We start from the raw sequence: 19,176 nt of genomic DNA, 5'->3' as shown, positions 1-19,176 counted from the left end.
CCAGACATGGGGGCTGGTGTCCTACCCGATAACGCTTGTTGCCTGTCAGTCGGCGGCGGGTTTCTGTAGGACTTGTTCGCTGAGCTTGTCAGCCAGGCGCACAAAGGCGGCCAGATCGAGCTGCTCTGGGCGCAGGCTGCCGTCGACACCGGCGGCGGTGATTTCGTCGTTGCTCAGCAGCAATTTTAGGGTGTTGCGCAGGGTCTTGCGGCGCTGGTTGAAGGCTTCGCGCACGACGCGCTCCAGCAGCCGGTGATCCTTGGCCGGGTGTGGCAGTACCGCGTGTGGCACCAGGCGTACGATGGCCGAATCGACTTTCGGCGGTGGGTTGAACGCGCCCGGGCCAACGTTGAACAGGTGCTCTACGCGGCAGTGGTACTGAACCATGATCGACAGGCGACCCCAGTCTCCACCACCAGGGCCTGCCGCCAGACGCTCGACCACTTCTTTCTGCAGCATGAAGTGCATGTCGCGGATGATGCCTGCGTTGTTCAGCAGGTGAAAAATCAGCGGCGTAGAGATGTTGTACGGCAGGTTGCCAACCACCCGCAGGCTGTTCGGTGCGGCGTTCAGACTGTTGAAGTCGAACTTCAGCGCGTCACCCTGATGCAGGTTGAAGTTGCTCTTGCCGGCGAACTGTTGGTTGAGGATCGGGATCAGGTCTTTGTCCAGTTCCACCACGTCCAACTGGGCACCGCTGTTCAGCAGGCCTTGAGTCAGCGCACCCTGGCCCGGGCCGATTTCCAGCAGGCGGTCTTCGGGTTTGGCATGGATGGAGCGCAGGATGCGGTCGATAACGCCGGCATCGTGCAGGAAATTCTGGCCGAAACGCTTGCGCGCCCGGTGTTGGTAATGCTCGGTCATAAACGGGTCTCGGCCATCTGGTAGGCGGTTTTCAGGGCGACTTGCAGGCTGCCGGTGTCGATTTTACCGCTGCCGGCCAGGTCCAGGGCAGTGCCGTGGTCGACCGAGGTGCGGATGATCGGCAAGCCGAGGGTCACGTTGACTGCCGCGCCGAAGCCTTTGTATTTCAGCACGGGCAGGCCCTGGTCGTGGTACATCGCCAGCACCGCGTCGCAGTGCTCCAGATATTTGGGGGTAAACAGAGTGTCGGCGGGCAGGGGGCCGCGAAGGTCCATGCCCTCGCCGCGCAGGCGCTCTAATGTAGGTTCAATGATGTCGATTTCTTCATGGCCCAGGTGTCCGCCTTCACCGGCGTGCGGGTTGAGCCCGCAGACCAGGATGCGTGGCCGGGCGATGCCGAATTTTTCTTGCAGGTCTGCGTGCAGTATCCGCGTGACCCGTTCCAGACGCTCCGGCGTGATTGCATCGGCAATCTCGCGAAGGGGCAGGTGAGTGGTGACCAGCGCCACGCGTAATCCGCGAGTCGCGAGCATCATCACCACTTGCGCGGTATGCGTCAGGTCAGCGAGAAATTCCGTATGACCGGAAAAGGCGATGCCTGATTCATTGATCACACCCTTGTGCACAGGGGCGGTAATCATCCCGACGAAATGCCCGTCGAGGCAGCCCTGGCCCGCGCGGGTCAGGGTTTCCAGAACGAAAGCAGCATTGGCTTTGTCGAGTTGACCAGCAGTCACCGGTGCACTGAGCGGTGTATCCCAGACATACAGGCTGTTGGCTGGCGCGGGCACATCCGGCCAGGCATCAGGCGTGACTGGCAGCAAATCGACAACCACACCCAGTTGCGCGGCCCGCTCTATGAGCAGGTCGCGGCTGGTAATGGCAATCAGGGGGTGTGGCTGGGCTTGCGAGGCGAGCAGCAGGCACAGGTCAGGACCTATGCCGGCCGGTTCACCGGGTGTCAGCGCGAAACGCTTGGGTTTCACTGCGCTGCCTGGTCTGCACCAGGGAGTTTGATCTCTACGTACGCTTCGTCACGGATCTGACGCAGCCAGGTTTGCAGCTCTTCGTCGTATTTGCGGTTACGCAGTACGGTCATGGCTTGCTGCTCACGGGCCTGGGTGGTGCTGTCGGTGGCGCGACGGCCAAGGACTTCCAGAACGTGCCAGCCATATTGAGTCTGGAACGGCTTGGACAGCTGACCTTGTGGGGTCTTGGCCATCACTTCGCGGAATTCAGGCACCAGTGCATTCGGGTCGATCCAGTTCAGGTCACCACCATTGAGGGCAGAACCCGGATCTTCCGAGAAGCTTTTCGCCAGCTCGCCGAAATCTTCGCCCGATTCGATTCGGGTGTAGAGCGACTCAGCCAGGGCTTTGGTTTTCGCTTCGTCGCGGATCGGGCTAGGTTTGACCAGGATATGACGCACGTGCACTTCGTCACGCGTCTGGGTCTCACCGCCACGCTTGTCGAGGATCTTCAGGATGATGAAGCCGCCCGGCGTGCGCATTGGCTGGGTAATATCGCCGACAGCCATGGTGCTCAGCATGCGATCGAACGGAGGTGGCAGCTGACCGGCTTTACGCCAGCCCATGTCGCCGCCTTCCAGTGCGGTTTCGCTGGCGGATTTGGCAATTGCCAACTGACCGAAATCAGCGCCTTGCTTGAGCTGCTGGTAAACCGCGTCTGCCTGTTTGGCTGCATTCTGAATTGCGTCGGAGTTAGCGCTTTCCGGCGTAGGGATCAGGATGTTGGCCAGACGGAATTCTTCGGACAACTGCATCTTGCCAAGGTCGGAGGCGAGGAAGTTCTTCACTTCCTGTTCGGACACCTGGATGCGCTCGGCCACACGACGCTGGCGCACACGGCTGATGATCATTTCGCGGCGAATCTGTTCACGGGCGTCGTCGTAAGACAGACCATCGCGAGTCAGTGCGGCGCGGAATTGCTCAATCGACATGTTATTGCGCTGGGCAATGGTGCCGACAGCCTGGTTCAGCTCTTCATCGGTAATGCGGATGCCGGAGCGTTCACCGATCTGCAGTTGCAGGTTCTCGACGATCAGACGCTCGAGCACCTGCTGATCCAGCACACCGGCCGGCGGTGCAGAAGCACCGCGTTTGGCGATGGTTTGCTGAACTTCATGAACCCGTTGGTCCAGTTGGCTCTGCATGACCACATCGTTATCGACAATGGCCACCACTTTATCGATGGACTGTACCGCGGCATTCGCCGCAGTACCCAGGAACAGCGCGCCCAGCACTAGCGGGCGCAGACAATCAGAAAGCTTGGTCTTCACGTTCACGATAACCTTGGATGCCTTTGTCGAGGAAGCTCTCTACTTTGGCGCCGGTGAGGCCGCCGAGACCTTTCAGAACGATTTGTAGGAAGATGCCATGGTCGCCTTTTTCGTTTTCCGGGGCGTTCTGACTGAATTCGTCATACGACACCCAGTACCGATTGATCAGGCGCAGTTTCCAGCAGCAGTTGTCGTACTCGAAACCACCGAAGGCTTCCAGGGTACGGTTGCGGTTGTAGTCATACTGCCAGCGGCTGATGGCGTTCCATTGCGGCACGATCGGCCAGATCACCGAGAAGTCGTGCTGCTGGATCTTGTAGTAGTCCTTCACGTAGCCCGGGGTGCCCGGAGTGCCGTAGTCACCGCCGCCCACCGACCACTGGCCGGTGTTCTGGTCGTAACGGACCTGGTCATTACGATAGCGATAACCGGCGTTGATGACCTTGTTCGGGTTGTCTTCAGGCTGGTAGTGGAACATCGCGCTGCCCGAGCGAGGGCTGCGGCTGTCCGGATCCCAGTTGTAATCGGCAGTCGTGCGCCAATCACGGTTCCAGCGGTATTCGTATTCCAGCGCATAAGGCGAGACATCAGATTGCGCATCCTTGCGGGTATTCGCATCGATACCCGGCAACTGGACTTTGCGGTCCTTGAAATACAAGGCCTGGCCGACACTGATGCGTTGACGCTCGAAACCGTCTTCTTCGATCCAGCGGTTGGTCACGCCCAACGACAGTTTGTTCTCGTCGCCGACACGGTCGGAGCCCGAGAAGCGGTTTTCACGGAACAGCGACGCATAGTTGAAGGTGTATTCGCCAGTGTCGAAGACCGGGATGTCCTTCTGGTCTTCTTCAGGCACATACAGGTAGAACAGGCGTGGTTCCAGGGTCTGGCGATAGTTTTTACCGAACCAGGTGGTATTGCGGTCGAAATACAGGCCGCTGTCGATGCTCGCGATCGGGACGCCACGGTTCTGGTTGCTGCTGAAGGTACCGTTGAGGCGATCGCCTTCGGCGCCCTGACCGGCGATGTCGGCTTTACCCTGACCGTCGAGATCCAGCTGGTACTGAGTGTACTGATACTTGAGCGACGGCTTCACGAAGCCATAGGTCCAATCTAGCGGCAGGCTGACGCCTGGCTTGACGTTGAGGCGGTCACCGTTGGCGCGGGCAAGGCCAAATACATTGGTGTCCAGACGAGGCGACAGGTTGCCGTCTTCATCGGAGAACTGACCCGTTTTCAGGTCACGATCGAAACGTACGATTTCTGTTTCGTAGTCGAAATTCAGGCCGTTCGGGTGCGTTGGCAGCTGACCACTGAAGGTGATCTGCGGCAAACGATCATACGGTGTGATGTTCGAAACGGTTGCAAGCTGATACGCCTGGGCGTTCAAGCGAGCGGTGTAGCTGTCGCCACGGTAGGTGACGGAACCCTGCTGATTGACGTAATCCTCGCTTTTCACGCCAATCTGATCAGTCTGCAGATCCTGGAAGTAGTACGGATCGCTGATCTTGGTGTAATCCACTTGGGTGAAAACGCGAGAGTCAAGACCACCCTTGTGCTGCCAGTTGTACATGTAGCGGGTTTTTTCGTAGTCGGTTTGCTGGCTACGATCGGTGTTGTCATCGTTGAGGTACGCGGCGCCGAACTGACCTTCGCTGGACTTGGTCAGGTAACGGAATTCGCCTTCCATCAACAGGCCGCGCTTGCTCATGTAGCGCGGGTACAACGTGGCATCGTAGTTCGGCGCCAGGTTGAAGTAGTACGGAGTGACCAGCAGGAAGCCGGTATCGCTGCCGGTGCCAATGGTCGGCGGCAGGAAGCCGGACTGGCGACGGTCGTCGATCGGGAAATAGATATACGGCGTGTACAGAACCGGAATGTCCTTGACCCGCAGCGTCACGTTGGTCGCGGTACCGAAACCGGTGGCCGGGTTCAAGGTGATGTTGTTGCCTTTGAGCTGCCAGGCGTTGCTGTTCGGTTCGCACGTGGTGTACGTACCATCCTTGAGGCGGATGATCGCGTTCTCGGCACGCTTGGCGTACAGCGCATTACCGCGGATACGGGATTTGTGCATCACGTATTCGGCGTTGTCGATCTTGGCTTCCCCGGTGTCGAGCTGCACTTCGGCGTGGTCGCCGACGATCAGCGCGCCGTTGTCGCGAATGCGCACGTTGCCGTCCAGCTCGCCACGGCTCTCGGCCTGATAGAGGTTCGCTTCGTCGGCTTCAGCCTGCATGCTGCCCTGACGCAAGACCACGTCGCCCGCGAGGGTAGCGATCTGCTCATCCTGCTTATAGCGGGAGGCCTTGGCGCCGACAAAGGTCGGAGCGTCACTTTTATTCGTCTTGTCATTCATGCCAGGACGAATCGGTTCGATATAGGAACCAGAGCAATAAGGACCGGTTTCGGCCAATTGCGCTGCAGTGAGCTTCTCGCGCGGAACCCAGTCGAGGTGACTGTAGTCTTCGCTACGGGACTTGAGTCCGCGACCTTTGGATTCGGTGACCAGCGCAGTCTTGGCGCCAGTGTCTTCGCCGGTGGCGCTCTCGGCCGGGGCTTCACCGGTCGCGGAGACTGCGCTGCCGTCATGGGCGGGACGTGGAGGCAATGCAGCCGCCGGCGTCTTTGGCGCACAGTTCCAGGCACCCGAAGCAGAGACTGAGCAGTCATACTGTTCCGCGGCGACCACGAACGAAGTGGCTAGAGGTTGCAGGGCCAGCAGACTGCCGGTGACCAACAACGGAAATTTTTTACGAAACGCGGGGGATTTCAATGCCATCTTATTAGTCCGGGCTTCCTGCGTGCCATCTGCCCGCGGTGTGGGCCGCACGCCTCTCGATGGTCTGAAAAAGATGCTGGATAATAAAGCATGACCCGCTTGACGGCTAGCGCCGTCGGAGACCCTTGCAATGCCTGACCAAGATGTACGTTTGCAACACCTGAAAGTTTGGCTCGATGAGCAGTTGGCGACCCTCTTTGCGGAGCAAGGTTGGGGCGCCGTACCCCCGGCCACGTTGACCGCGGCCAGTAGTGATGCGAGTTTTCGGCGCTATTTTCGCTGGGAAGGCGCAGGCAGAAGTTTCGTCGTAATGGACGCGCCACCGCCCCAGGAAAACTGCAAACCCTTCGTGGACATCGCTTTTTTACTGGCGAAATCCGGAGTAAATGTTCCGAAAATTTATGCCGAGGACCTGGAACGCGGTTTTCTTTTGCTCAATGACCTGGGCAACAAGACGTATCTGGACGTCATCGACAGTGAAAATGCCGACGATTTGTTCAAGGATGCCCTGCAGGCACTGCTCGCTTTTCAGCAACTGCCGATGGTTGCGCCACTGCCGAGTTACGACGTGGCGCTGTTACGCCGCGAGCTGGAATTGTTCCCTGAGTGGTATGTGAAGCGTGAGTTGGGCATCGAGTTCGACGCTGCGCAGCAAATGCTCTGGCAGAACGTCACGGAGCTGTTGATCGACAGCGCGCTGGCGCAGCCCAAAGTGCTGGTGCATCGCGACTACATGCCGCGCAACCTGATGCTCAGCGAGCCGAATCCCGGCGTGCTGGATTTCCAGGACGCGGTCTACGGCCCGGTGACCTACGACGTGACCTGCCTGTTCAAGGACGCGTTCCTGAGCTGGCCCGAAGAGCGTGTGCGCGGCTGGCTGGAAGCTTACTGGCAGCAAGCGGGCGCCCTGGACATTCCGGTTCAGCCGGACTTTGAAGACTTCCTGTGCGCCAGCGACCTGATGGGCGTGCAGCGTCACCTGAAAGTCATCGGTATCTTCGCGCGCATCTGCCATCGCGACGGCAAGCCGCGCTACCTGGCCGACGTGCCGCGCTTCTTTGCTTATATAGACGCCGTGATCGCCCGCCGCCCTGAACTGGCCGAGCTGGATGTGTTGCTCCTCAGTCTGCGTGCTGGAGCGACTGCATGAAGGCAATGATTCTGGCAGCGGGCAAGGGCGAACGCATGCGCCCGCTGACCCTGACGACGCCCAAACCGCTGGTTCGTGCCGGCGGCGTGCCGTTGATCGAGTACCACTTGCGTGCGCTGGCCGCCGCCGGGTTTACCGAGATCGTGATCAACCATGCGTGGTTGGGTCAGCAGATCGAAGACTATCTGGGTGACGGCTCGCCGTATGGCGTGAGCATTCAGTACTCGGCGGAAGGTGAGCCACTGGAAACCGGCGGCGGGATTTTTCGCGCGTTGCCGTTGTTGGGTGATGAGGCGTTTGTGGTGGTCAACGGTGACATCTGGACCGACTACGACTTCAGCGTGTTGCATCAGCCCATCAACGGTCTGGCGCATCTGGTGCTGGCGGATAACCCGAACCACCATCCGGCGGGCGATTTCACCCTGGTCGACGGACAAGTGCACGATGGCCAGCCTGATACGTCGACCCTGACTTACAGCGGCATCGCGGTGTTGCATCCACAGTTGTTCGACGGCTGCCCGGCCGGAGCTTTCAAGCTTGCACCGCTGTTGCGCAAAGCCATGGCTGACGGCCAGGTGACGGGTGAGCGGCTGCACGGTCGATGGGTGGATGTTGGCACTCACGAGCGTCTGGCTGAAGTCGAAACGCTGATTGAAGCGAGTCGCTGACATGCTGTGGCCAGGGACTCTCATTGGAGCCGGAGCGGGCTATGCCATCGCCAGCATTCCGGGGGCCATGCTCGGCGCGTTGTTGGGGCAGGCGCTGGATCGGCACTTGAAACTGCAGAGCTGGGGGCATTTGCGGGAAGCGCTCGGTGGTCGTCCGGTGCTGCGCAACGATGAACTGCTGTTTGTGTTGCTGGGGCGGCTGGCCAAGTGTGACGGACGGGTGGTGGATAGCCACATCCAGCAGGCGCGTCAGGAAATGCAGGCGCTGGAAATGACCGAGTCGGCAAAGCGCCGGGCGATCGCGGCGTTCAATCGCGGCAAGTCAGGGCATGACCGGTTGCGCGGTTATCTGCGACGCTTGAGTGCCCAGCCCCATGCGGCGGAGGGCGTGTTGCGCGCCTGCTGGCGAATGATCTGGGCCGATGGCCGCGCCGGTCATGCCGAGCGCAAGCTGATTGCCCAATGGGGCAAATGGCTCGGCTGGACGTCGTACCAGGTTCAGGCGCTGGCGGCGGACTACGTACCGTCCAGGCCATCGGTCGCCAGCAGTGCGGTCACTTATCAGGAAGCGATGTTGCTGTTGGGCGTGTCCGCCACCACCGACCCGGCGCAGATCAAGCGCGCTTATCGACGTTTGCTGAGTCGCCATCATCCGGACAAGATTGCCGGCAGTGGGGCGACGGCGTTGCAGGTGCGTGAAGCGACTGACAAGACGCGCGAATTGCATAGCGCCTATACGTTGATTCGTCAGCGGCGGGATTTTCGCTAGCCGGTGAGTTATGTATCGACAGCGCTGACGCCTTCGCGGGCAAGCCTTGCTCAGGTTTTATGTCGTACGCAATTTTTATGATCGACATAAAACCTGTAGGAGCAAGGCTTGCCCGCGAAGGGAGCAACTCGGTCTGTCAGTTCACCTCTGGCTTGGGGTTCAACCACCCCCGCACCCGCCGCACCAACTGCTCCTGCTCAGCCTTGCTATCCCCCGGCAATGCCTTGAGCGATACCTGACTGAACGCCGAAGCCTTCAAACGCTTGCTGGCCTGCAAGCGTTCCAGCGCCGCGTTGCGATCCAGTGGCTTGTCCAGATAGAAGATGTCGGCCGTCGGCAATTTAAGGGTCGGCGTCAATTCAGCCAGTTCCGTCTTCGCCGCAACGGGCGTCTGGGCGGCGACCATCGCGAATTTCTCGACTTGCGAAGGCTGCTTCTCACTCAGGTAACGTGCGGCCCAGTACGCGCCAGTGCCATGACCGAGCACCACTATGCGGCGAGCGCTCTGTTGTTCGGCGTAGGCAATGGCCGCATCGATGCGTGCGAAGATTCGCTCGGCGTCGGCTTTGGCCTGCTCGTCGCTGGTTTCGGCGATGGCCTTGTCGACGACTTCCGCTTCACCGCCAGCCGCTTGCTCGATGGGGGCTGCGGTGGTCGAGTCCTTGCTGCCGACGTCAGGCGCCTTGGGCGTTGGCGCTACTTCAACGGTACGTGGCGCAATGGCATCGCTTTGCAGGTCAGGCAAGGTGATACTCAGGCTGCTCCACTCGGCGTCCGGCAGTTTGCGTCGCAGGGGGCCGATTGCTTGCGGCCAGTCAACGGTTTCACCGGCGCCCGGGATGATAATCACCGCTCCTTTGGGATCCGCCGTATTGGCCGGTTTCCACAAGGCCAGAAAGGTATCGCTGCCCGCTTGCAGTTGTTGCTGTTCCTGAGCAGGGATTTTTCGCTCAAGTGCTGTCGCTTCTTCCTGACTACGCTCAAGCAGCGGCTGACGTTCGACCGGTTTTTCGTCTGCGGATTTTTCCGCGGCAGCGGGTGCGGGATCAGCGGCCTGGACGGAAAAGGCGCAAGGCAGGATCAGCGACAGGCACAATGCTGGCAGTGCCAGGCGGTAGACAGGGGGCATCGGATATTCCAGGCCAGAAGTTATTCCGGCAGCCTAATGGGTTGGTCAGTATTTGTCAGTGTGTGAGACTTCGATGAAGCGTTTTCGCTGCCTGTGGGTTATCGGCTGTTTGTGGTTTCCCTTGATGGGCTGGGCGGCGCCTGCGCCACCGGCGCACGTCGCCCAATTGTCCGCACGTCAGCAGCAATGGCTGGCGCAGCATGATGAATTGCGCGTCGGGCTGGTGTTGCAAGTGCCCTATGCGCAATACGATCGCCGCTTGCAGCGGTTGTCCGGGGTCAACGTCGAGTTGATGAAGTGGCTGGCCAAGTCGCTCAAGGTCGAGCTGAGCTGGCGCAACTTTCCCGACCTCGCGCAGTTGGAGGCCGCCGCCCGCGAAGGTGAAATCGACATCGCGCCGGGGCTGGCGCAAACCCCCGGTGGCCTGCGCCTGTGGCAGTTTTCCGACCCGTACATGCGGGTGCCGCAACTGGTGGTCAGCGACCAGAAGGCGGCCGGCGTGGTGGAGCTGGAAAAACTCGACAGCCAGACCCGCGTTGCCGTGCGCATGCCCAGCGCCACCGCCGATTACCTGCGCAGTAATTATCCGCACCTGAACCTCCAGGGCGTCCCGATCGAGCGCCAGGCCTTGCAACTGTTGCTGAGTCAACAGGCCAGTTACGCCGTGGTCGACGAAGCACAGTTGGGGCGTCTGTCTGTCGAGCCGGAGTTTGCCGGGCTGGTGGTGGTCGGCGACATCGGTCTGCCGCAATTGTTGCGCGTGGCCACGCGGCGGGACTGGCCGGAACTCGCCGGCATTGTCGAAAGCGCGCTGCGAGCGATCCCGGCCAAGGATCTGGAGCAACTGCACAACCAATGGCTGCAACCCAAGTACCCGCGACTGACGGAGTCCCCGGGGTTCTGGCAGAACCTCAGTCTGCTGTTGGCGGTGCTGATGCTGAGCTGCATGGCGATCGTATTTTGGCAGCGGCGGCAGCAACACAGCCTGGAGCATCGTCTGTTAGCGGCGCGGGAAGACATTGCCTTGCGAGCCGCCAGTGAAGAAGCGTTGCGCCTCACGCAGTTTTCCATTGATCAGAGCACGGTCGGCATTCTCTGGGTCAACTGGGACAGCCATGTGCGCTACGCCAACCGGGCCGCCGAAACCATGCTCGGCTATCCGGCGGGAGGCATCATCGACCGACCGCTGATCGACTTCGAGCCCGGTCTGCACATGGACCGCTGGCTGAACCTGTGGAAACGCGCCCGCGCCAGCGAGGAAGGCCCGCAAAGTTTCGAAACCAATTGCCTGCGGGCCGATGGCAGCCTTTTGCCGACGGATGTTTCGTTGAGCTTCTTGCGTTTCCGTGACGGCGAATACCTGGTGGTCTACCTCAATGACGTCACCGAGCGCCGTCGCGCCCTGGCCGCGTTGCAGGAAAGCGAGGCGCGCCTGCAAGGGATCGCCGCCAACGTGCCGGGATTGGTCTTTCGCCTGGAACGGGCGCCGGTGACGGGGCAGATCGACTTTGCCTACATCAGCGAAGGCAGCGAGAGCCTGGTGGGTTATTCGCCGGCGACCCTGGCCCATCGCGACAAAGGCCTGCGCAGCCTGGTGCATCCGGACGACAAGGCCAGCTACCACCGGACGCAGGATCACGCGCTGGACACTGACAGCGACTGGTCGTGGCAGGGGCGGATTCTCACGCGTCAGGGCGAGCAGCGCTGGGCCGAGATCAAAGCCATCACTCGACGCCTCGAAGATGGCGCCTATGTCTGGGACGGCATCGTCTGGGACATCAGCGAGAGCAAACGCATCGAACTGGAACTGGCCAGCTCCCGTGAGCAGTTGCGTGAGTTATCGGCACACCTTGAAAGCGTGCGGGAAGAGGAGAAGGCCCGTATCGCCCGGGAAGTTCACGATGAGTTGGGTCAGATGTTGACCGTGTTGAAGCTGGAAACGTCGATGTGCGAATTGGCCTACGCCCAGCTCGACCCTGGTCTGAACGAACGTTTGAACAGCATGAAGCGCTTGATCGCTCAGTTGTTCCAGTTGGTGCGCGATGTTGCTACGGCGCTGCGCCCACCGATTCTCGATGCCGGTATCGCCTCGGCCATCGAATGGCAGGCCCGGCGCTTCGAGGCGCGCACGCAGATTCCATGTCTGGTGCAGGTGCCGGACAACTTGCCGGCGCTCAGTGATGCCAAGGCGATTGGCCTGTTCCGGATCCTTCAGGAGGCGCTGACCAATGTCATGCGGCATGCCCAGGCGCATACTGTCGAACTGACGTTGACGCTTGAAGGCGACGAGTTGTGTCTGACGGTCAGTGATGATGGCGTAGGATTTGTCGCCGCTACCGGAAGGCCGACATCCTTTGGGGTTGTTGGCATGCGCGAGCGGGTGTTGATCATGGGTGGGCAGTTGTCGCTCGAAAGTGAGCCGGGGGAGGGTACGACCCTGAGTGTGCGCGTGCCGTTGGATGAGTTCTGAAGCATTTGTGTTGGTTTTACTGACGCCTTCGTCGGAACGCCGCCCGGAGCAAGCCCGCACACAGGGATTCGTGTAGGGGCATAAATAGCTGACACACCCCAATCCACTGTGGGAGCGAGCCTGCTCGCGATAGATTTTGAATCTGGAGAAGTCTGTGATCCGTGTACTGGTAGCCGAAGACCACACCATCGTTCGCGAAGGCATTAAACAATTGATCGGCCTGGCCAAGGATTTGCTGGTGGTGGGGGAGGCGAGCAATGGCGAGCAGTTGCTCGAGACCTTGCGTCATGTTCCCTGCGAAGTGGTGTTGCTGGATATCTCCATGCCTGGGGTCAATGGCCTGGAAGCGATTCCGCGGATCCGTGCGTTGAACAATCCGCCCGCAATCCTGGTGTTGTCGATGCACGACGAAGCGCAAATGGCTGCACGGGCCTTGAAGGTCGGTGCTGCAGGCTACGCGACCAAGGACAGCGACCCCGCGCTGCTGCTGACGGCGATCCGCAAAGTCGCGGCGGGCGGGCGTTACATCGACCCGGAGCTGGCCGACCGCATGGTCTTCGAAGTCGGCCTGACCGATTCGCGGCCGCTGCATTCACTGTTGTCGGAGCGTGAGTTCTCGGTGTTCGAACGCCTGGCCCAGGGCGCCAACGTCAACGACATCGCCCAGCAACTGGCCCTGAGCAGCAAGACCATCAGCACCCACAAGGCGCGGCTGATGCAGAAACTCAACATCACCTCGCTGGCCGAACTGGTGAAATACGCGATGGAGCACAAACTGCTCTGAAAGTACCCCATCACCTGTAGGAGCAAGGCTTGCCCGCGAAGCCTTTAGCGCCTGTGAGGACGCCTTCGCGGGCAAGCCTTGCTCCTACAGGAATCTCGTCGTCATATCCAATTGCGACACGCCTGCAAACCCGCTTTTGCCCGGTCTTGCGGCTTGCAGCTTGAAACTTGCCGCTGCCGCTATCCAATCCCGCCATCCTTGTAGGGCAATCCCTACCCCCAACCTTCCATCCGGCTGAGGCGATTCTCTCCTGCGCCCCGATTTGCGTGCTCACCAGCGTCCACTAGGCTTAGTCCACAGCAGTCATCAACAACATAGGTGTGGGTATGAGCCAGGTCGATTCAAACGCAGGGGCCAGCGACATTCTGGTCAGCTTTCGTGGAGTGCAAAAGAGCTACGACGGCGAGAACCTGATCGTCAAAGACCTCAACCTGGACATTCGCAAAGGCGAGTTCCTCACCTTGCTCGGGCCGTCCGGCTCGGGCAAGACCACCAGCCTGATGATGCTCGCCGGATTCGAAACGCCGACCGCCGGCGAAATCCTCCTGGCCGGGCGCTCCATCAACAACGTGCCGCCACACAAACGCGACATCGGCATGGTGTTCCAGAACTACGCACTGTTCCCGCACATGACCGTCGCCGAGAACCTCGCGTTTCCGCTGACCGTGCGCGGCTTGAACAAGAGCGATGTCAGTGACCGGGTCAAACGTGTCCTGAGCATGGTTCAGCTCGACACCTTCGCCCAGCGCTATCCGGCGCAACTGTCCGGCGGACAGCAGCAGCGTGTGGCTTTGGCCCGCGCGTTGGTGTTCGAACCGCAACTGGTATTGATGGACGAGCCCCTTGGTGCACTCGACAAACAACTGCGCGAACACATGCAGATGGAAATCAAGCACCTGCATCAGCGCCTCGGCGTGACCGTGGTCTACGTGACCCACGATCAGGGCGAAGCCTTGACCATGTCCGACCGCGTGGCGGTGTTCCATCAGGGCGAAATCCAGCAGATCGCCCCGCCGCGCAGCCTGTATGAAGAACCGAAGAACACCTTCGTCGCCAACTTCATCGGCGAGAACAACCGTCTCAACGGCCGTTTGCACAGCCACACCGGCGACCGTTGCGTGGTCGAACTCGGTCGCGGTGAAAAGGTTGAAGCCCTGGCGGTCAACGTCGGCAAGACCGGCGAGCCCGTCACGCTGTCGATTCGTCCGGAACGCGTGAGCCTCAATGGTTCGAGCGAGTCCTGCGTCAACCGCTTCTCAGGGCGGGTGGCGGAATTCATCTATCTGGGCGACCACGTCCGGGTTCGCCTGGAAGTCTGTGGCAAGACCGACTTCTTCGTGAAACAACCGATTGCCGAGCTCGATCCTGCGCTCGCTGTCGGCGACGTGGTACCGCTTGGCTGGCAGGTCGAACACGTTCGCGCGCTCGACCCACTTCTAGAGGCGAACTGATCGCCCCCTGCTTCAACCAACCCTGCACGTGGAGAGAACAATAAATGTTGAGATCCCTGAAATTCACCGCCCTGGTCATGGGCATGATCGGTGCGGCACACGCGATGGCGGCGGGCCCGGACCTGACCGTGGTGTCCTTTGGCGGTGCGAACAAGGCCGCGCAGGTCAAAGCCTTCTACGCACCGTGGGAAGCGGCGGGCAACGGCAAGATTGTCGCCGGCGAGTACAACGGCGAGATGGCCAAGGTCAAAGCCATGGTCGACACCAAGAGTGTGTCCTGGGACCTGGTGGAAGTTGAATCGCCAGAATTGTCCCGTGGTTGCGACGAAGACATGTTCGAGCAACTCGACCCGGCACTGTTCGGCAAGACCGAAGACTACGTCAAAGGCGCCATCCAGCCTTGCGGCGTGGGTTTCTTCGTATGGTCGACCGTGTTGGCCTACAACGCCGACAAGCTGAAAACCGCACCGACCAGCTGGGTGGATTTCTGGGACACCAAGAAATTCCCGGGCAAGCGCGGCCTGCGCAAAGGCGCCAAGTACACCCTGGAATTCGCACTGATGGCCGACGGCGTTGCGCCGAAAGACGTCTACAAAGTGCTGGCCGGCAAAGACGGTCAGGACCGCGCGTTCAAGAAGCTCGATGAGCTGAAACCAAGCATTCAGTGGTGGGAAGCCGGCGCGCAACCGCCGCAATACCTCGCTTCGGGTGACGTGGTCATGAGCTCGGCCTACAACGGCCGGATCGCAGCGGTACAGAAAGAAAGCAATCTGAAAGTCGTGTGGAACGGCGGTATCTACGACTTCGATGCGTGGGCGATTCCAAAAGGTCTCGACAAGGCGCGTGCCGAAGCGGCGAAGAAATTCATCGCGTTCTCGGTACAACCACAGCAGCAGAAGACCTACTCGGAAAACATCGCCTACGGCCCGGCCAACACCCAGGCTGTTCCGTTGCTGGCCAAGGATGTCCTGAAAGACATGCCGACCACCCCGGAAAACATCGCCAACCAGGTGCAGATCGACGTCAGCTTCTGGGCTGACAACGGCGAGCAACTGGAACAGCGCTTCAATTCCTGGGCTGCGAAGTAACTAGAGGGCTCGCCCTCCTGTGAGGGCGGGCTTTTGTGGCGAGGGAGCTTGCTCCCGCTTGAGTGCGTAGCACTCACAAAATTGGATGTTGTTAACAGAATTTTGGGGCTGCTCCGCAGCCCAGCGCGAGCAAGCTCGCTCGCCACACAGGTTCGCTCCCACTTCATCGATTGATCAAAGATTTCCGGAGTACGCCATGGCCACCGCCATTCCCCTGAACGCGGGCACTGACCCCACCTTGAAGCAGCGGCTCAAGCACGCCGAGCGGATCAATCGCTGGAAGGCCCAGGCCTTGATCGCGCCGCTGGTGCTGTTTCTGTTGCTGGTGTTCCTGGTACCGATCGTGGCGCTGCTCTACAAAAGCGTGGGCAACCCGGAAGTGGTCGGCGGCATGCCGCGCACCGTGGCGGCCATCGCCGGTTGGGACGGCCGCGGCCTGCCCGCTGAACCGGTGTACAAAGCGGCCAGCGAAGACCTTGCTGAAGCGCGCAAGAATCAGACCTTGGGCGACCTGTCCAAGCGCTTGAACATGGAGTTGGCCGGCTACCGCAGCCTGCTGACCAAAACCGCCCGCGCCTTGCCGTTCGCCACTGAACCGGCCTCTTATAAAGAAGCGCTGGAAGGGCTCGACGAACGCTGGGGTGATCCGGCCTATTGGCAAGCGGTACGCCGCAACGCCAGCAACATCACGCCTTACTACTTGCTGGCGGCGGTCGATCATCGCATCGACGACCTCGGCGAAATCGCCCCGGCCACGCCGGATCAGGCGATTTACCTCGACATCTTCGCCCGCACCTTCTGGATGGGCCTGATCATCACCGCCATTTGCCTGGTGCTGGCCTATCCGTTGGCTTACCTGCTGGCAAACATGCCCTCGCGCCAAAGCAACCTGTTGATGATTCTGGTGCTGCTGCCGTTCTGGACTTCGATCCTGGTGCGCGTCGCCGCGTGGATCGTGTTGCTGCAATCAGGCGGTTTGATCAACAGCGGTCTGATGGCCATGGGCATCATCGATAAGCCGCTGGAGCTGGTGTTCAACCGCACCGGGGTTTACATCTCGATGGTGCACATCCTGCTGCCGTTCATGATTCTGCCGATCTACAGCGTCATGAAAGGCATCTCGCCGACTTACATGCGCGCCGCGATTTCCCTCGGCTGCCACCCGTTCGCCAGCTTCTGGCGGGTGTACTTCCCGCAGACCTATGCCGGTGTCGGCGCCGGTTGCCTGTTGGTGTTCATCCTCGCCATCGGCTACTACATCACTCCGGCGTTGCTGGGCAGCCCGAACGATCAGATGGTCAGCTACTTCGTCGCCTTTTACACCAACACCAGCATCAACTGGGGCATGGCGACTGCGCTCGGTGGGCTGCTGCTGTTGGCGACCGTGGTGCTTTATCTGATTTACAGCTGGCTGGTGGGCGCCAGTCGCCTGCGCCTGAGCTAAGGGGAGAATGAAATGCTGAGTCCTTATATGTCGCCCGTCGAGCGGGTGTGGTTCTACAGTTTGCGGATTCTCTGCGGCTTGATTCTGTTGTTCCTGATTCTGCCGGTGCTGGTGATCATTCCGCTGTCGTTCAACTCGGGCAGTTTCCTGGTGTACCCGCTGCAAGGCTTTTCGCTGCACTGGTATCAGGACTTCTTCGCTTCAGCGGAATGGATGCGCGCACTGAAGAACAGCATCATCGTCGCCCCGGCGGCGACCGTGCTGGCGATGATCTTCGGTACGCTGGCGGCGATTGGCCTGACCCGCGGCGACTTCCCGGGCAAGCCGCTGGTGATGGCGCTGGTGATTTCGCCGATGGTGGTGCCGGTGGTGATCATTGGTGTGGCGAGTTATCTGTTCTTTGCGCCGCTGGGTCTGGGCAACAGCTTCTTCTCGCTGATCGTGGTGCATGCGGTGTTGGGTGTGCCGTTCGTGATCATCACGGTGTCGGCGACGTTGCAGGGGTTTAACCAGAACCTGGTGCGGGCCGCTGCAAGTCTGGGGGCTTCGCCGCTGACGGCGTTCCGTCGCGTGACCTTGCCGCTGATTGCTCCCGGCGTGATCTCCGGCGCGCTGTTTGCCTTCGCGACCTCGTTCGATGAAGTGGTGGTGACGCTGTTCCTCGCCGGTCCCGAGCAAGCGACCTTGCCTCGGCAGATGTTCAGCGGTATCCGCGAAAACCTCAGCCCGACCATTGCCGCTGCGGCGACACTGCTGATCGCCTTCTCGGTAATCCTGCTGCTGACCCTGGAATGGCTGCGTGGCCGCAGCGAAAAATTGCGTACCGCCCAGGTCTGATTAGCTTTTGATTTTGTAGGAGCAAAGCTTGCTCGCGAAGAGGCCATAACATTCAGCATCGATGTTGACTGACAGGGCCCCTTCGCGAGCAAGCTTTGCTCCTACATTGGATTTATGTTGTTTCCTATGTTTGATCATTCACACCCTGAATAGCAGACAAACCCCAATCCCCAGCTACTATTGTGCCCAGCTCCCCTATCTATAAGAGGCTGCGCACGATGAGTCTTTCCTCTTTCAAAATTGCTCGCAAACTGATCACCGGCGCAGGGGCCATCGAGCAACTGGCCGCCGAACTCACGCGCCTGGACATCGACAACCCGCTGATCGTCACCGACGCCGCGCTCGTCAAGTCCGGTACGGTCGAGCTGGCACTCGCGCAGCTGGGTGATCGGAGCTACGAGATTTTCGACCGTGTATTGCCGGACCCGGAAATCGCCATCGTCGAAGACTGCATGCGCGTTTACCGCGAAGGCGGGCATGACGGGCTGATCGGTCTGGGCGGCGGCAGTGCGATCGACATAGCCAAAAGCGTCGCGGCCTACGCCGGTTACCACGGGGAACTGGAAGACCTGTTCGGCATCGACCAGGTGCCGCGAAAAGGCCCGCCGTTGATCGCCATCCCGACCACCGCCGGCACCGGCTCGGAAGTGACCAACGTCGCGATCCTTTCCGACAAGGTCGCGCAGCTGAAAAAAGGCATCGTCAGCGACTATCTGTTGCCGGATGTGGCTCTGGTCAGCCCGCAAATGACCCTGACGTGCCCGCGCAGCGTCACCGCCGCCAGTGGCGTCGACGCGCTGGTGCACGCCATCGAGTCTTATTTGTCCCTCAATGCTTCAGCCATTACCGACGCGCTGGCCATCGGCGCGATCAAGTTGATCACCCAAGCGTTACCCAAGGCCTACGCCAATCCGTCCAACCTGCAAGCCCGCGAAGACATGGCCACCGCCAGCTTGATGGCCGGCATGGCGTTCGGCAATGCCGGGGTCGGCGCGGTGCATGCGCTGGCGTATCCGCTGGGCGGTCGTTTCAACATCGCCCACGGCGTCAGTAACGCCTTGTTGCTGCCGTATGTCATGACCTGGAACAAGATGGCCTGCGTCGAGCGCATGCAGGATATTGCCGAAGCCATGGGGGTGAAGACCGCTCATCTGAGCGCCAATGACGCCGCGGACAAAGCCGTCGAGGCGATGACCGCGTTGTGCGCAGCCGTAGAAATCCCGCCAGGCCTGCGCAGTTTCGGCGTTCCCGAGGATGCGATCCCGGCCATGGCCGTGGAAGCGGCGGGGATCGAGCGCCTGATGCGCAATAATCCGCGCAAATTGAGCGCGATTGATATCGAGAAGATCTACCGCGCGGCTTACTGATTATCGCGTCACGGTGCGCGCGTCAAAGCATGAGGTATACAATGCGCGCCATCGTGATTCTGCTCAGAAAAGGTGCG

15 protein-coding genes are annotated in these 19,176 nt (G+C 60.4%); 10 read left to right on the top strand and 5 right to left on the bottom strand.

Translation table 11 applies throughout. From position 1 onward, the window contains the following. Nucleotides 1–45: 45 nt before the first annotated feature. From rsmA to ACA066_RS26390, 4 genes are read right to left on the bottom strand one after another with little or no spacing between them, the layout of a single operon-like run. Entirely contained in the window at nucleotides 46–864 is an 819-nt protein-coding gene (rsmA, locus tag ACA066_RS26405; protein ID WP_017341115.1) for a 16S rRNA (adenine(1518)-N(6)/adenine(1519)-N(6))-dimethyltransferase RsmA, read from the bottom strand. After that, the gene (gene pdxA, locus ACA066_RS26400) at nucleotides 861–1,850 is read right to left on the bottom strand and encodes a 4-hydroxythreonine-4-phosphate dehydrogenase PdxA (RefSeq protein ID WP_497697208.1); all 990 of its coding nucleotides are present in this window, start codon (nucleotides 1,848–1,850) and stop codon (nucleotides 861–863) included. The genes rsmA and pdxA overlap by 4 nt, the downstream gene beginning before the upstream one ends. Continuing rightward, the gene (gene surA, locus ACA066_RS26395) at nucleotides 1,847–3,163 is read right to left on the bottom strand and encodes a peptidylprolyl isomerase SurA (RefSeq protein WP_497697207.1); all 1,317 of its coding nucleotides are present in this window, start codon (nucleotides 3,161–3,163) and stop codon (nucleotides 1,847–1,849) included. The genes pdxA and surA overlap by 4 nt, the downstream gene beginning before the upstream one ends. Then, the gene (locus ACA066_RS26390) at nucleotides 3,144–5,942 is read right to left on the bottom strand and encodes an LPS-assembly protein LptD (RefSeq protein ID WP_497697206.1); all 2,799 of its coding nucleotides are present in this window, start codon (nucleotides 5,940–5,942) and stop codon (nucleotides 3,144–3,146) included. Before ACA066_RS26390 ends, surA begins: the two co-directional genes overlap by 20 nt. 130 nt (nucleotides 5,943–6,072) lie before the next feature. On the opposite strand from ACA066_RS26390, the gene ACA066_RS26385 reads away from it, so the two are divergent. The 3 genes from ACA066_RS26385 to ACA066_RS26375 are packed head-to-tail and all read left to right on the top strand — an operon-like array spanning nucleotide 6,073 to nucleotide 8,529. Next, complete coding sequence (locus ACA066_RS26385; RefSeq protein WP_497697205.1) at nucleotides 6,073–7,092, top strand: aminoglycoside phosphotransferase family protein; 1,020 nt, start codon at nucleotides 6,073–6,075, stop codon at nucleotides 7,090–7,092. Further along, complete coding sequence (murU, locus tag ACA066_RS26380) at nucleotides 7,089–7,760, top strand: N-acetylmuramate alpha-1-phosphate uridylyltransferase MurU (protein WP_497697204.1); 672 nt, start codon at nucleotides 7,089–7,091, stop codon at nucleotides 7,758–7,760. Before ACA066_RS26385 ends, murU begins: the two co-directional genes overlap by 4 nt. A gap of 1 nt (nucleotide 7,761) precedes the next feature. Next, nucleotides 7,762–8,529 carry a TerB family tellurite resistance protein gene (locus tag ACA066_RS26375; RefSeq protein ID WP_497699965.1) on the top strand — a complete coding sequence of 256 codons (768 nt, stop codon included), beginning with the start codon at nucleotides 7,762–7,764 and terminating at the stop codon, nucleotides 8,527–8,529. Nucleotides 8,530–8,665: 136 nt separating this feature from the next. Here the strand turns inward: ACA066_RS26375 and ACA066_RS26370 are convergent, their stop codons facing one another. Continuing rightward, nucleotides 8,666–9,658 carry an alpha/beta hydrolase family protein gene (locus ACA066_RS26370; protein WP_497697203.1) on the bottom strand — a complete coding sequence of 331 codons (993 nt, stop codon included), beginning with the start codon at nucleotides 9,656–9,658 and terminating at the stop codon, nucleotides 8,666–8,668. Nucleotides 9,659–9,731: 73 nt separating this feature from the next. On the opposite strand from ACA066_RS26370, the gene ACA066_RS26365 reads away from it, so the two are divergent. The 7 genes from ACA066_RS26365 to ACA066_RS26335 all read left to right on the top strand — a co-directional run bounded on the left by ACA066_RS26365 (nucleotide 9,732) and on the right by ACA066_RS26335 (nucleotide 19,099). Then, on the top strand, nucleotides 9,732–12,128 hold the full coding sequence (locus ACA066_RS26365; RefSeq protein ID WP_497697202.1) for a PAS domain-containing sensor histidine kinase: 2,397 nt from the start codon (nucleotides 9,732–9,734) through the stop codon (nucleotides 12,126–12,128). 154 nt (nucleotides 12,129–12,282) lie between these two features. Beyond that, nucleotides 12,283–12,912, top strand: a complete 630-nt coding sequence (locus tag ACA066_RS26360) for a response regulator (protein ID WP_084318557.1) — start codon at nucleotides 12,283–12,285, stop codon at nucleotides 12,910–12,912. 326 nt (nucleotides 12,913–13,238) lie between these two features. Next, the gene (locus ACA066_RS26355) at nucleotides 13,239–14,363 is read left to right on the top strand and encodes an ABC transporter ATP-binding protein (protein WP_497697201.1); all 1,125 of its coding nucleotides are present in this window, start codon (nucleotides 13,239–13,241) and stop codon (nucleotides 14,361–14,363) included. Between the two features lie 44 nt (nucleotides 14,364–14,407). Then, the gene (locus ACA066_RS26350; protein ID WP_497697200.1) at nucleotides 14,408–15,451 is read left to right on the top strand and encodes an ABC transporter substrate-binding protein; all 1,044 of its coding nucleotides are present in this window, start codon (nucleotides 14,408–14,410) and stop codon (nucleotides 15,449–15,451) included. Nucleotides 15,452–15,647: 196 nt separating this feature from the next. After that, the gene (locus ACA066_RS26345; RefSeq protein ID WP_497697199.1) at nucleotides 15,648–16,895 is read left to right on the top strand and encodes an ABC transporter permease; all 1,248 of its coding nucleotides are present in this window, start codon (nucleotides 15,648–15,650) and stop codon (nucleotides 16,893–16,895) included. Nucleotides 16,896–16,907: 12 nt separating this feature from the next. Next, nucleotides 16,908–17,732: an ABC transporter permease gene (locus tag ACA066_RS26340; protein WP_497697198.1), complete on the top strand. Its 825-nt coding sequence runs from the start codon at nucleotides 16,908–16,910 to the stop codon at nucleotides 17,730–17,732. 218 nt (nucleotides 17,733–17,950) lie between these two features. Continuing rightward, complete coding sequence (locus ACA066_RS26335; protein ID WP_497697197.1) at nucleotides 17,951–19,099, top strand: iron-containing alcohol dehydrogenase; 1,149 nt, start codon at nucleotides 17,951–17,953, stop codon at nucleotides 19,097–19,099. The last annotated feature ends 77 nt before the right edge of the window (nucleotides 19,100–19,176 follow it).

The sequence above is a fragment of the Pseudomonas sp. LBUM1651 genome (genome assembly GCF_059716135.1).
Note: the sequence above shows the minus strand (reverse complement) of the source record. Positions and strands in the feature narration are given on the sequence as shown.

Excerpts from the sequence above, each read along its gene's own strand:
- rsmA (WP_017341115.1), bottom strand. The coding sequence starts at position 864 with ATGACCGAGCATTACCAACACCGGGCGCGCAAGCGTTTCGGCCAGAAT.
- ACA066_RS26390 (WP_497697206.1), bottom strand. The coding sequence starts at position 5,942 with ATGGCATTGAAATCCCCCGCGTTTCGTAAAAAATTTCCGTTGTTGGTC.
- ACA066_RS26385 (WP_497697205.1), top strand. The coding sequence starts at position 6,073 with ATGCCTGACCAAGATGTACGTTTGCAACACCTGAAAGTTTGGCTCGAT.
- murU (WP_497697204.1), top strand. The coding sequence starts at position 7,089 with ATGAAGGCAATGATTCTGGCAGCGGGCAAGGGCGAACGCATGCGCCCG.
- ACA066_RS26375 (WP_497699965.1), top strand. The coding sequence starts at position 7,762 with ATGCTGTGGCCAGGGACTCTCATTGGAGCCGGAGCGGGCTATGCCATC.
- ACA066_RS26370 (WP_497697203.1), bottom strand. The coding sequence starts at position 9,658 with ATGCCCCCTGTCTACCGCCTGGCACTGCCAGCATTGTGCCTGTCGCTG.
- ACA066_RS26365 (WP_497697202.1), top strand. The coding sequence starts at position 9,732 with ATGAAGCGTTTTCGCTGCCTGTGGGTTATCGGCTGTTTGTGGTTTCCC.
- ACA066_RS26355 (WP_497697201.1), top strand. The coding sequence starts at position 13,239 with ATGAGCCAGGTCGATTCAAACGCAGGGGCCAGCGACATTCTGGTCAGC.
- ACA066_RS26350 (WP_497697200.1), top strand. The coding sequence starts at position 14,408 with ATGTTGAGATCCCTGAAATTCACCGCCCTGGTCATGGGCATGATCGGT.
- ACA066_RS26345 (WP_497697199.1), top strand. The coding sequence starts at position 15,648 with ATGGCCACCGCCATTCCCCTGAACGCGGGCACTGACCCCACCTTGAAG.
- ACA066_RS26340 (WP_497697198.1), top strand. The coding sequence starts at position 16,908 with ATGCTGAGTCCTTATATGTCGCCCGTCGAGCGGGTGTGGTTCTACAGT.
- ACA066_RS26335 (WP_497697197.1), top strand. The coding sequence starts at position 17,951 with ATGAGTCTTTCCTCTTTCAAAATTGCTCGCAAACTGATCACCGGCGCA.